At 61.0% G+C, this 12,478-nt stretch carries 12 protein-coding genes; 9 read left to right on the forward strand and 3 right to left on the reverse strand.

Going from position 1 to position 12,478, the window contains the following annotated elements; all coding sequences use genetic code 11:
• Positions 1–67 precede the first annotated feature (67 nt).
• The 9 genes from argS to J3P95_RS23380 all read left to right on the forward strand — a co-directional run bounded on the left by argS (position 68) and on the right by J3P95_RS23380 (position 10,536).
• Positions 68–1,804, forward strand: a complete 1,737-nt coding sequence (gene argS / locus J3P95_RS23340; RefSeq protein ID WP_434579528.1) for an arginine--tRNA ligase — start codon at positions 68–70, stop codon at positions 1,802–1,804.
• A 1-nt stretch (position 1,805) separates the two neighbouring features.
• Positions 1,806–2,501 carry an SPOR domain-containing protein gene (locus tag J3P95_RS23345; RefSeq protein WP_434559082.1) on the forward strand — a complete coding sequence of 232 codons (696 nt, stop codon included), beginning with the start codon at positions 1,806–1,808 and terminating at the stop codon, positions 2,499–2,501.
• 269 nt (positions 2,502–2,770) lie between these two features.
• Positions 2,771–3,301: an ATP-dependent protease subunit HslV gene (hslV, locus tag J3P95_RS23350; protein WP_003186641.1), complete on the forward strand. Its 531-nt coding sequence runs from the start codon at positions 2,771–2,773 to the stop codon at positions 3,299–3,301.
• A gap of 41 nt (positions 3,302–3,342) precedes the next feature.
• Positions 3,343–4,680 carry an ATP-dependent protease ATPase subunit HslU gene (gene hslU, locus J3P95_RS23355; RefSeq protein WP_186615681.1) on the forward strand — a complete coding sequence of 446 codons (1,338 nt, stop codon included), beginning with the start codon at positions 3,343–3,345 and terminating at the stop codon, positions 4,678–4,680.
• A 102-nt stretch (positions 4,681–4,782) separates the two neighbouring features.
• Complete coding sequence (locus tag J3P95_RS23360; RefSeq protein WP_434559084.1) at positions 4,783–5,160, forward strand: gamma-butyrobetaine hydroxylase-like domain-containing protein; 378 nt, start codon at positions 4,783–4,785, stop codon at positions 5,158–5,160.
• Positions 5,161–5,438: 278 nt separating this feature from the next.
• The gene (phaC, locus tag J3P95_RS23365; protein WP_434559086.1) at positions 5,439–7,118 is read left to right on the forward strand and encodes a class II poly(R)-hydroxyalkanoic acid synthase; all 1,680 of its coding nucleotides are present in this window, start codon (positions 5,439–5,441) and stop codon (positions 7,116–7,118) included.
• 85 nt (positions 7,119–7,203) lie between these two features.
• Positions 7,204–8,061, forward strand: coding sequence for a poly(3-hydroxyalkanoate) depolymerase (gene phaZ, locus J3P95_RS23370; protein ID WP_186639630.1), 858 nt, complete (start codon positions 7,204–7,206; stop codon positions 8,059–8,061).
• A gap of 111 nt (positions 8,062–8,172) precedes the next feature.
• Positions 8,173–9,855, forward strand: coding sequence for a class II poly(R)-hydroxyalkanoic acid synthase (gene phaC / locus J3P95_RS23375; protein WP_434559088.1), 1,683 nt, complete (start codon positions 8,173–8,175; stop codon positions 9,853–9,855).
• A gap of 60 nt (positions 9,856–9,915) precedes the next feature.
• Positions 9,916–10,536, forward strand: coding sequence for a TetR/AcrR family transcriptional regulator (locus J3P95_RS23380; RefSeq protein WP_434579526.1), 621 nt, complete (start codon positions 9,916–9,918; stop codon positions 10,534–10,536).
• A gap of 119 nt (positions 10,537–10,655) precedes the next feature.
• Here J3P95_RS23380 and J3P95_RS23385 read toward each other — a convergent pair whose 3' ends face one another.
• The 3 genes from J3P95_RS23385 to J3P95_RS23395 form a co-directional block, all read right to left on the reverse strand.
• A complete protein-coding gene (locus J3P95_RS23385) occupies positions 10,656–11,555 on the reverse strand; it encodes a phasin family protein (protein WP_434579525.1) in 900 nt (299 codons plus the stop codon).
• 10 nt (positions 11,556–11,565) lie between these two features.
• On the reverse strand, positions 11,566–11,988 hold the full coding sequence (locus tag J3P95_RS23390) for a phasin family protein (protein ID WP_434559094.1): 423 nt from the start codon (positions 11,986–11,988) through the stop codon (positions 11,566–11,568).
• Positions 11,989–12,188: 200 nt separating this feature from the next.
• Entirely contained in the window at positions 12,189–12,464 is a 276-nt protein-coding gene (locus J3P95_RS23395) for a polyhydroxyalkanoic acid system family protein (protein WP_186615665.1), read from the reverse strand.
• Positions 12,465–12,478 lie beyond the last annotated feature (14 nt).

The raw sequence follows: 12,478 nt of genomic DNA on the forward strand, positions 1-12,478 counted from the left end.
GGATAATGCCCAGTTTTTCCACCAGCGCATCGAAGCGCCGCCGCGCCTGCGGTTGAAAGAGAAGACCATGAAAGACACCATCCGCCAGCTCATCCAGCAAGCCATCACCCAACTCGTCACTGAAGGTGTGCTGCCAGAAGGCCTGTCGCCGGCGATTCAGGTCGAAAACACCCGCGACAAGACCCACGGCGACTTCGCCAGTAACATCGCGATGATGCTCGCCAAACCGGCCGGCATGAAGCCGCGGGACCTGGCGGAGAAAATCATCGCGGCCCTGCCGGCCGACGAGAGCGTCAGCAAGGCGGCCATCGCCGGCCCCGGTTTCATCAACTTCTTCCAGAACACCCAGGCCCTGGCTTCGCGCCTGGACGCGGCCCTGGCCGACGAGCGCCTCGGCGTGCGCAAGGCCGGCCCGTTGCAGCGCACCGTCGTTGACCTCTCGGCCCCCAATCTCGCCAAGGAAATGCACGTCGGCCACCTGCGCTCGACCATTATCGGCGACGGCGTCGCCCGGGTCCTGGAGTTCCTTGGCGACACCGTGATCCGCCAGAACCACGTTGGTGACTGGGGCACCCAGTTCGGCATGCTGATGGCCTATTTGCAGGAAAATCCGATCACCAGCGACGAGCTGTCGGACCTGGAGAATTTCTACCGCGCCGCCAAGCAACGCTTCGACGAGTCCTCCGAGTTTGCCGACCGCGCCCGAGGCCTGGTGGTCAAGCTGCAGGCCGGCGATGCCGAGTGCCTGGCGCTATGGACCAAGTTCAAGGACATCTCCCTGTCCCACTGCCAGAAAATCTACGAGCTGCTGAACGTCAAATTGACCATGGCCGACGTGATGGGCGAAAGCGCCTACAACGATGACCTGATCAATGTGGTCAATGACCTCAGGGCCAAGGGCATGCTGGTGGAAAGCAATGGTGCCCAGTGCGTGTTCCTCGACCAGTTCAAGACCGCCGATGGCGAGCCGCTGCCGGTGATCATCGTCAAGGCCGACGGCGGTTACCTCTATGCCACCACCGACTTGGCGGCCGTGCGCTACCGCAACGGCGTGCTCAAGGCCGATCGGGTGCTGTATTTCGTCGACCAACGCCAGGCGCTGCACTTCCAGCAAGTATTCGAAGTGGCCCGCCTGGCTGGCTTCGTGACCCATCCGATGGAAATGGAACACATGGGCTTCGGCACCATGAACGGCGCCGACGGCCGCCCGTTCAAGACCCGCGACGGCGGCACGGTGAAGCTGATCGACCTGCTGACCGAAGCCCAGGACCGCGCCTACACCCTGGTCAAGGGCAAGAACCCGGAGCTGGCCGAGGACGAGCTGCGCAAGATCGCCCAGGTCGTGGGCATCGACGCGGTGAAATACGCCGACCTGTCCAAGCACCGCACCAGCGACTACAGCTTCAACTTCGACCTGATGCTCAATTTCGAAGGCAACACCGCGCCGTACCTGCTGTATGCCTACACCCGCGTGGCGGGCGTGTTCCGCAAGCTCGGCAAAGAATTCAATGAAATAGACGGCCAGATTGTGCTCCAGGCCCCGCTGGAGCAGGAGCTCGCGGCGAAACTGGCGCAGTTCGGCGAAGTGCTGAACAACGTCGCCGACAAGGGCACGCCGCACACTCTGTGCGCCTACCTGTACGACGTTGCCGGCCTGTTCTCCAGCTTCTACGAGAACTGCCCGATCCTGAATGCCGAAACTCCCGCGCAGATGCAAAGCCGCCTGCGCCTCGCAGCGCTGACCGGGCGTACCCTCAAGCAAGGCCTGGAACTGCTGGGCCTGGAAACGCTGGAGCGCATGTAAGTTGGCCGCCAAGAAAAAACCTGTTCCCAAGCGCGGCGCCAGTCGTTACCAGCCTCCAGCCAAGAAACCGATTCCGGGCTGGCTGTGGATGGCCATCGGCCTAACCGTTGGCGCTTTCATCGTGTTCCTGATGAAACTGGAGCCGGGCCAGGGCGATGACGTCAAGCGCGTCCGCCAGGAGCAACAGAAAGCCACGCGCATCGCCGAGGCGAACAAGACCCCGCCGAGCCCGACGCAACCGGTGAAGCCCAAATACGACTTTTATACCTTGCTGCCGGAGTCGGAAGTCATCGTGCCGCCCGACGCCGTGCCGGAGAAAACCCTGCCGACGCCGCAAGTGCCCACCACGCCGGTGACCCCGGCTGAAGCGGCGAAGATCGACACCGCCCGCGCCCAGGCGGCGCTGGCCGGCATCACGCCGCCACCGGCCCCACCCGTGCAGAAGGCTGCGCCGGTGACGAAGTTCTTCCTGCAGGCCGGCTCGTTCCGCAAGGAAGCCGACGCCGACAAGGTCCGAGCGCAGATCATTCTGTTGGGCCAGTCCGTGTCGGTTGAGTCCGGGACGGTGAAGGACGAAACCTGGTATCGGGTACTGGTCGGGCCGTTTAGCAATCGCGAAGACTTGACCAAGGCCCAGAAACAGCTGGCTGGCAGTGGTTTCAGCAACCTGCTGTTACAACAACGCCAGAGCCGCTGATCCTAACGAAGGCATTTGTGGCAGCGGCGCTTTTCGTGGCGAGGGAGCTTGCTCCCGCTGGGCCGGTCCGACGCCTCGGGCGTAGCAGCCCCAAAAGCTTAGGACCGCTGCGCGGTCCAGCGGGAGCAAGCTCCCTCGCCACAAGAGCGCTCCGCTAGAAACACCCAATGCCACTCATCCCCTCCCCCACCCCGCAGTTGAAAAACCCCACGCCACCCCCATATGAGTTTCATCCGGGCATTTTCGCCCCGCTGCGTGGAGACTCTCCCTTGACCACCATCGTTTCAGTCCGCCGTCACGGCAAAGTCGTCATGGGCGGCGACGGCCAGGTTTCATTGGGCAACACCGTGATGAAAGGCAACGCGAAGAAAGTCCGCCGCCTGTACCACGGCCAGGTCATCGCCGGTTTCGCCGGAGCCACCGCCGACGCCTTCACCTTGTTCGAGCGTTTCGAAGGCCAACTTGAGAAACACCAGGGCCACCTGGTCCGCGCCGCCGTCGAGCTGGCCAAGGAATGGCGCACCGACCGCTCCCTGAGCCGCCTCGAAGCCATGCTCGCGGTCGCCAACAAGGACGCCTCGCTGATCATCACCGGCAACGGCGATGTCGTTGAGCCCGAAGACGGCCTGATCGCCATGGGTTCCGGCGGTGCCTACGCCCAGGCCGCGGCCAGCGCGCTGTTAAAAAAGACCGACCTGTCGGCCCGCGAAATCGTCGAGACTGCCTTGGGCATTGCCGGCGACATTTGCGTGTTCACCAACCACACCCAAACCATTGAGGAGCAGGACCTCGCGGAATAAGCCCGTCCAGGCCCGAATTCCTGCTTGAGGACCCCAATATTATGTCCATGACTCCCCGCGAAATTGTCCACGAACTCAATCGCCACATCATCGGCCAGGACGATGCCAAGCGCGCCGTTGCCATTGCCCTGCGCAACCGCTGGCGCCGGATGCAGCTGCCTGAGGAGCTGCGCGTTGAAGTGACCCCCAAGAACATCCTGATGATCGGCCCGACCGGCGTCGGTAAAACCGAGATCGCCCGTCGCCTGGCCAAGCTCGCCAATGCGCCGTTTATCAAGGTCGAAGCCACCAAGTTCACCGAAGTGGGCTATGTCGGCCGCGACGTCGAGTCGATCATCCGTGACTTGGCCGATGCCGCCATCAAGCTGCTGCGCGAGCAGGAAATCACCAAGGTCCGCCATCGCGCCGAAGACGCCGCCGAAGAGCGCATCCTCGACGCGCTGCTGCCGCCGGCGCGCATGGGCTTCAACGCAGACTCCGCCGCGACCCAGGATTCCAACACCCGCCAGCTGTTCCGCAAGCGCCTGCGCGAAGGCCAGCTGGACGACAAGGAAATCGAGATCGAAGTCGCCGAGATGGCTGGCGTCGACATTTCCGCGCCGCCGGGCATGGAAGAAATGACCAACCAGTTGCAGAGCCTGTTCGCCAACATGGGCAAGGGCAAGAAGAAAAGCCGCAAGCTCAAGGTCAAGGAAGCGCTGAAGCTGGTGCGTGACGAAGAAGCGGGTCGGCTGGTCAACGAAGAAGAGTTGAAGGCCAAGGCGCTGGAAGCGGTGGAGCAGCACGGCATCGTATTCATCGACGAGATCGACAAGGTCGCCAAGCGCGGCAATGTCGGCGGCGCCGACGTGTCCCGTGAAGGCGTGCAACGTGACCTGCTGCCGTTGATCGAAGGCTGCACGGTGAACACCAAGCTGGGCATGGTCAAGACCGACCACATCCTGTTCATTGCCTCCGGTGCGTTCCACCTGAGCAAGCCGAGCGACCTGGTGCCCGAGCTGCAAGGCCGCTTGCCGATCCGTGTCGAACTCAAGGCGTTGTCGCCAGAAGATTTCGAACGCATCCTCAGCGAACCCCACGCGTCGCTGACCGAGCAGTATTGCGCGCTGCTCAAGACCGAAGGCCTGAACATCGAGTTCGCGCCCGAGGGCATCAAGCGCTTGGCGCAAATCGCCTGGCAGGTCAACGAGAAGACCGAGAACATCGGTGCCCGTCGCCTGCACACGCTGCTTGAGCGCCTGCTCGAGGAAGTCTCGTTCAGTGCCGGCGACCTCGCTAGCGCCCACAATGAAGCGCCGATCATCATCGATGCCGAATACGTCAACAGCCACCTGGGAGAACTGGCCGAGAACGAAGACCTGTCGCGGTATATTCTTTAAAGCTGCAAGCTTCTAGCTGCAAGCTGCAAGCGGGTCACCTCCAGCTTGTAGCTTGTAGCTTGTAGCTTGTAGCTTGTAGCTTGTAGCTTGTAAGCTGCTTCTATGACCAAACTCCCCACCGCCATCAACCTGCACAAAGCCTCCAAGACCCTGACGCTCAAATACGCGCCGGACGAGGAATACCACTTGCCCGCCGAATTCCTGCGGGTGCATTCACCTTCCGCAGAGGTCCAGGGCCATGGCAAACCCATCCTGCAATACGGCAAGCTGGGCGTCGGCCTGACCAAGGTTGAACCGGCCGGTCAGTACGCACTGAAATTGACCTTCGACGACGGCCACGACAGCGGATTGTTCACGTGGGACTACCTGTACCAATTGGCGCTGCGCCAAGAGGACCTGTGGAACGATTATCTCGCCGAGCTCAAGGCCGCCGGAAAAACCCGCGATCCGAACGAATCCGTGGTCAAGCTGATGCTCTAGCTCAAGGGCTGGCGCTTTAGGGCGAATTTTCTAGACTCATCTGCTTGAATGCCCGCGCGGCAACGTCAATGACTGGCCTGCTTGCGAAAAAAATTAAACTCGGGTAACCAATGGAGCTGGCAAGTTCCCTGCAAAGGAACCGGCGAGTTCCTGGCACACGTTTCCTCATTGGCCTCGATGCGGAATTAACGGTCACCCCGAGCAGCGTACCTGGTAATGGCCGTGTGGCTTCATCGCTCGGCCCCGGTACTCGTCTGAAGGACAATGGAGCGTCGTAGATGAGCAACAAGAACAACGATGAGTTGAAGTACCAAGCCTCGGAAAATACCCTGGGCTTGAATCCCGTCGTCGGCTTGCGCAGGAAAGACCTGCTGGCCTCTGCCCGGATGGTGCTGACCCAGACCATCAGACAACCGCTGCACAGCGTCAAGCACGTTGCCCATTTCGGCGCTGAACTCAGGAAAGTCCTGTTCGGCAAATCCGAGTTGCAGCCCGCCGGTGACGATCGTCGTTTCAACGACCCGGCGTGGAGCCAGAACCCGCTTTACAGACGTTACCTGCAAACCTACCTGGCGTGGCGCAAGGAGCTGCATGCCTGGATAGACGACAGCAGCCTCTCGCCCCAAGACATCAGCCGAGGGCACTTCGTCATCAACCTGATGACCGAAGCCATGGCTCCGACCAACTCGGCGGCCAACCCGGCAGCGGTCAAGCGCTTCTTCGAAACCGGCGGCAAGAGCCTGCTCGATGGCTTGTCCCACTTGGCCAAGGACCTGGTGCACAACGGCGGCATGCCGAGCCAGGTCGACATGGGCGCGTTCGAAGTCGGCAAGAGCCTGGGCGTGACGGAAGGCGCCGTGGTCTTTCGCAATGACGTGCTGGAGCTGATCCAGTACCGCCCCATCACCGAGCAGGTCCATGAACGACCGCTGCTGGTGGTCCCGCCGCAGATCAACAAGTTCTATGTCTTCGACCTAAGTCCGGACAAGAGCCTGGCGCGCTTCTGCCTGCGCAGCAACGTGCAGACCTTCATCATCAGTTGGCGCAACCCCACCAAGGCGCAGCGCGAGTGGGGCCTGTCGACCTACATCGAGGCGCTCAAGGAAGCGGTGGATGTGGTCACGGCCATCACCGGCAGCAAAGACGTCAACATGCTGGGCGCCTGCTCGGGCGGCATCACCTGCACCGCGCTGCTTGGCCACTACGCCGCGCTGGGCGAGAAAAAGGTCAATGCCCTGACCTTGCTGGTGAGCGTGCTGGACACCACCCTGGACACCGACGTGGCGCTGTTCGTCGACGAGCAGACCCTGGAAGCCGCCAAGCGCCACTCGTACCAGGCCGGCGTGCTCGAAGGTAGCGACATGGCCAAGGTCTTTGCCTGGATGCGCCCCAACGACTTGATCTGGAACTACTGGGTCAACAATTACCTGCTGGGCAACGAGCCGCCGGTGTTCGACATCCTGTTCTGGAACAACGACACCACCAGGCTTCCGGCGGCCTTCCATGGCGACCTCATCGAGATGTTCAAGAACAACCCGCTGATCCGCCCCAACGCCCTGGAAGTGTGCGGCACGCCAATCGACCTCAAGCAGGTCACTGCGGATATCTTTTCCCTGGCCGGTACCAACGACCACATTACCCCATGGAAGTCCTGCTACAAGTCGGCGCAACTGTTCGGCGGCAAGGTGGAATTCGTGCTGTCGAGCAGCGGTCATATCCAGAGCATCCTCAACCCGCCGGGCAACCCCAAGTCGCGCTACATGACCAGCGAGGACATGCCCGCCAAGGCCGAGGACTGGATGGAAAACTCCACCAAGCACACCGACTCATGGTGGTTGCACTGGCAAGCCTGGCAGGCCGAGCGCTCGGGCAAGCTGAAAAAAGCACCGACCGTACTGGGCAACAAGACTTATGTGGCGGGTGAAGCGGCGCCCGGTACGTATGTGCATGAAAGATAGCTGCAAGTTGCAAGCTTCAAGCGCCAAGCTGTCCTCGTGCAGCTTGGAGCTGCTTTTTCTGCTTTTCTACCCCAGGACTTGAAGCATGCCGCAACCGTACATCTTCCGTACCGTCGATCTGGATGGCCAGACCTTGCGCACCGCGGTACGTCCCGGCAAGCCTCACTTGACGCCACTGCTGATCTTCAACGGCATCGGCGCCAACCTGGAGCTGGTGTTCCCGTTCATCGAGGCCCTGGACCCGGACCTGGAAGTGATTGCCTTCGATGTGCCTGGGGTCGGCGGCTCGTCGACACCGAGCCGGCCCTATCGCTTCCCTGGCTTGGCCAAGCTCACCGCGCGGATGCTCGATTATCTGGACTATGGGCAGGTCAACGTGATCGGCGTGTCCTGGGGCGGCGCTTTGGCCCAGCAGTTCGCCCATGATTATCCGGAACGCTGCAAGAAGCTGGTGCTCGCCGCTACGGCCGCCGGCGCGGTGATGGTGCCGGGCAAGCCGAAGGTGCTGTGGATGATGGCCAGTCCCCGGCGCTACGTTCAGCCGTCCCATGTGATGCGCATCGCCCCGTTGATTTACGGCGGCTCGTTTCGCCGCGATCCGAGCCTGGCGGCCCGTCACGCCGCCAAGGTTCGGTCGGCGGGCAAACTCGGTTACTACTGGCAGTTGTTTGCTGGCCTGGGCTGGACCAGCATCCACTGGCTGCACAAGATCCACCAGCCAACCCTGATCCTCGCCGGGGATGACGACCCGCTGATCCCATTGATCAACATGCGCATGCTGGCCTGGCGCATACCAAACTCGCAGTTGCACATCATTGATGACGGCCATTTGTTCCTGATCACCCGGGCCGAGGCCGTGGCACCGATCATCATGAAATTTCTGGAGGAAGAACGTCAGCGCGCGGTCATGCATCCGCATCCCGCGCCGCTGAGTGGCGGCTGACACCGCCGAGAGCGCCTGGCAGGACGCCGGATCATGCAGCCATCCGAAACAGCGACTATGTTGTCTGGTTCGGTGCGTTTGTTTTTAGCCTGATGACGAAGGAGTTGACTCATGCGCGACAAACCGGCGAAGGGTTCCATGCCCGCCCCTGCCAGTTTCATCAATGCACAAAGCGCGGTCACCGGCCTGCGCGGCAGGGATCTGCTTGCCACCTTGCACAACGTCGCCGTCCATGGCTTGCGCAACCCGGTGCACAGCGCCCGGCATGCATTGCGGCTGGGCGGTCAACTGGGGCGCGTGCTGCTGGGCGAAACGCTGCACCCCACCAACCCCAACGACAAGCGCTTCGCCGATCCCACCTGGCGGCACAACCCGTTCTATCGGCGCAGCCTGCAGGCGTACCTGAGCTGGCAGAAGCAGGTCAGGAGCTGGATCGACGAAAGCGACATGAGCCCGGATGATCGCGCCCGCGCTCACTTTACCTTTTCGCTGCTCAACGATGCCGTGTCGCCCTCCAATACCTTGCTGAACCCCGTGGCGATCAAGGAATTATTCAACACTGGCGGCACCAGCCTGATTCGCGGCATCGGCCACCTGGTGGATGACTTGCTTCACAACGACGGGTTGCCCCGGCAGGTCACGCCCCAGGCCTTCGAAGTCGGCAAGACCCTCGCCACTACTCCCGGCGCGGTGGTGTTTCGCAACGAGCTGCTGGAGCTGATCCAGTACAAGCCAATGAGCGAAAAGCAATACGCCAGGCCATTGCTGATCGTGCCGCCGCAGATCAACAAGTTCTACATTTTCGACCTGAGTCCTTCCAACAGCTTCGTCCAATACGCCCTGAAAAACGGCTTGCAGGTGTTCATCATCAGTTGGCGCAATCCCGACGTGCGCCACCGCGAGTGGGGCTTGTCCAGTTACGTCGAGGCGACGGAGGAGGCGATGAATGTCTGCCGGGAGATCACCGGCGCGCGCGAGGTCAACCTGATGGGCGCCTGCGCCGGTGGCATGACCATCGCCGCCTTGCAAGGTCACCTGCAGGCCAAGCGCCAACTGCGCCGGGTCGCCAGCGCCAGCTACCTGGTGAGCTTGCTGGACAGCGAGATCGAAAGCCCGGCCACGCTGTTCATCGACGAACAGACCCTTGAGGCTGCCAAGCGCCGCTCTTACCAGAAAGGCATTCTCGATGGTCGCGACATGGCCCGGGTGTTCGCCTGGATGCGCCCCAACGACCTGATCTGGACTTATTTCGTCAACAACTACTTGCTGGGCAAGACGCCGCCGGCCTTCGATATCCTCTACTGGAACAACGACTGCACCCGGCTTCCAGCGGCGTATCACGGCGACCTGCTGGATTTTTTCAAGCACAACCCGCTGACCCATCCCGGCGGCCTGGAAGTCTGCGGCACGCCTATAGACTTGCAGAAAGTCACGGTGGACAGCTTCAGCGTGGCCGGCATCAACGACCACATCACCCCTTGGGACGCGGTGTATCGCTCGACGCTGTTGCTGGGCGGCGAAAGGCGCTTCGTACTGTCCAACAGCGGCCACGTCCAAAGCATTCTCAACCCGCCCGGCAACCCCAAGGCCAACTACATCGAAAACCCGAAACTGAGTAGTGACCCTCGGGCCTGGTACTACGACGCCAAGCACATCGATGGCAGCTGGTGGCCCCAATGGCTGGGCTGGATCCAGGAACGCTCCGGTGCCCAACGCGAAACACAGATGGCCTTGGGCAACGTGAAATACCCACCCCTGGAAGCCGCGCCCGGAACCTATGTGCGCGTGCGCTGAGCACTTCACTCCACGGTCGCGCTTCCGACCGTGGCACGACTTCATCACTAAGAAGACCGGATGAAAACCCGCGACCGCATCCTTGAATGTGCCCTGCAGTTATTCAACGAAAAGGGCGAGCCGAACGTCTCCACCATGGAAGTTGCCAATGAAATGGGTATCAGCCCTGGCAACCTCTATTACCACTTCCATGGAAAGGAACCACTGATACTGGGGCTGTTTGAGCGATTCCAGGCCGAGCTCGCGCCGCTGCTGGACCCACCGGCCGATGCGCAACTGGCGCCGGAGGATTACTGGTTATTCCTGCACCTGATCGTCGAGCGCCTGGCTCAATACCGGTTTCTGTTCCAGGACCTGTCGAACCTGGCCGGGCGCCTGCCAAAACTGGCCAAGGGGATTCGCCAGTTGCTCAACGCGCTGAAGCGGACCCTGGCCTCATTGCTGGCGCAACTCAAGGCCCAGGGGTTTCTGGTCAGCGATACACAGGCATTGGGGCAACTGGTGGAGCAGATCACCATGACCTTGCTGTTCTCGCTGGACTATCAACGGATCCTGGATCGCGAAGGCGAAGTTCGCCTGGTGGTCTACCAGGTCATGATGCTGGTGGCGCCGCACTTGCCGCCTGCGGTCAAGGTCGCGACCGAACAGATGGCGCTGCGGTACCTGGAAGAGCACGATTGACGCCAGCGTGACGCTCAGCGCCCCAAACAGCGGAACGCAGCTGGAGATATTCCCACGCGGGAGCGTGGGAACGAGCGCCCGGCCTACATAAGCCGGGCGTCTTTGCCTGCCCTGGAAAATCAGGACTGACTGGTAGGCGTCGACGGAGCCGGCGCTGGAGTCGAGGTGGCCACCGGAGTCGGAGCCGAAGCGGAGTTCGCCGTGCCCGTTGGGGTTGCCGGTTTGGCGGTCGCGGTCGGCGCCTTCGGTGCGGCTGCTTTTGGCGCAGTCCCTTTTTTCACCGCTGGCTTTTTCGCCGCGGCGGGTTTGGCGGCCGGCTTCGCAGCGGCTTTTGCCGCAGGTTTGGCCGCAGCCGGTTTAGCTGCTGCAGTTTTAGCCGCTGGCTTGGCAGCAGGTTTGGCAGCGGCCTTGGCTGCTGCTTTTGCCGCGACGGGTTTGGCCGCCTTGGCTGCTGGTTTGGCCGCTGCGGTTTTAGCCGCTGCTTTGGCCGCAGGTTTGGCGACGGTTTTTGTCGCTGCCTTGACCAGTGGCTTGGCTGCCGTCTTCGTCGCGGGTTTGGCCGCCACCGTCTTGCTTGCAGTAGCCTTGGTCGCGACAGGCGTGACCTTGGCCCCGGTGAGTTTTTCGATCTGCTTGGTCAGGGTGTCGACCTTGCTGTGCAGTTCCTTGACTTCATTGCGGCTCGGCACGCCCAAGCGGGAAATTGCACTGTTCAGGCGCTTGTCGAAGGCACCCTCCAGCTCATCCCATTTACCCAGGGCTCGATCCTTCACGCCGCCGATTCTTGATTTCGCCGACTCGGCGGAGACCGTAGCCGCATCGACTTGTTTGCCAACCGCCGTCTTGGTGAGTTTTTCGGCCTTCTCGCCGTCCTTAACCAGGGACTCGAAGAGTTTGCTGCCGTCAGTGTCGATCTTCGAGTACACGCCTAAACCAGCAAGCCAGATTTTGCGGGAGTACTTTTCAATCTTCCCGGCCCACGAGCTGCCTTCTTTATCGGTGATTTTCTTGCCAGCCATCCCGTTCTCCTTAATGTTTACGCGCGACACGTTCGAGCAATGCCGTCAGCTCATCGAGCTTAGCAGAGAGTGTCTCAACGTCATGTTTAGACGGAATGCCGATACGATTCAAGGCACTTGCAACACGCGCGTCGAACACCTTCTCGACTTTGTCGAGTTGGACTTCAACCCTGGCCTTGAAAGTATTGACGTCGGTTTTGGCTTCAATCAGTTCGCTGTTGGCTGCTTGAAGTGTTCCGGCAATGTTCTTTTTGCCTTTTGTTTCAATAACTTCGCCAGCCTTGACCAACTCCTGGAAGTACTCGCTGCCTTCCTGGCCCACCTTGGTATAGGCGCCCAGGCCAGCCAGCCAGATCTTGCGCGCGTACGTTTTCACGTCGCTCAGCGTGGAAGATTCAATGTCGGTTTTTTTCTTCAAAATAACTTTGGCCATGGTGCACCTCACTCGAAGACAGATGGGAGGAACTGCCCGTACAGGGTCGGGCTCAGGCACAAAGTAGTGACAATAATTAGAAAGGGCACCCTAACAAAACGGATAGGCCCAAGGGAATGACGCCCTGGTGGAAGCAGGCTCGCTTGCACCAGGGCTAGTCAGGCAACTGAATTCCATATCCCAATTCGCCAGTGGGTTAATCAAGCCAACGCCTTGTCCAAGGCTTTTTCGATTTCCGTCTTGATCGTGCCACTCATGGCAGACATCAACATGCCCAGTTCCACATCGACGCGGATCGAATCTTCGCCTACATGCACTTCGCCCTTGACCCCGGAACGCTTGAGCTTCAGCGTGTCGCCCTCCCACCGGGGCTCCAGGCCATAGCTGTCGGAAAGTTTCTGCGCCAACTTGTCAGCCTTTTCGCGGGCCGCTTCCTTGCCCAGGGCATGGGCACGCTCAACAGTAATACGGGCCATCTGATAACTCCTGT

It is taken from the genome of Pseudomonas sp. Z5-35 (assembly GCF_051131945.1).
Taxonomy (GTDB): Bacteria; Pseudomonadota; Gammaproteobacteria; order Pseudomonadales; family Pseudomonadaceae; genus Aquipseudomonas; species Aquipseudomonas marvdashtae.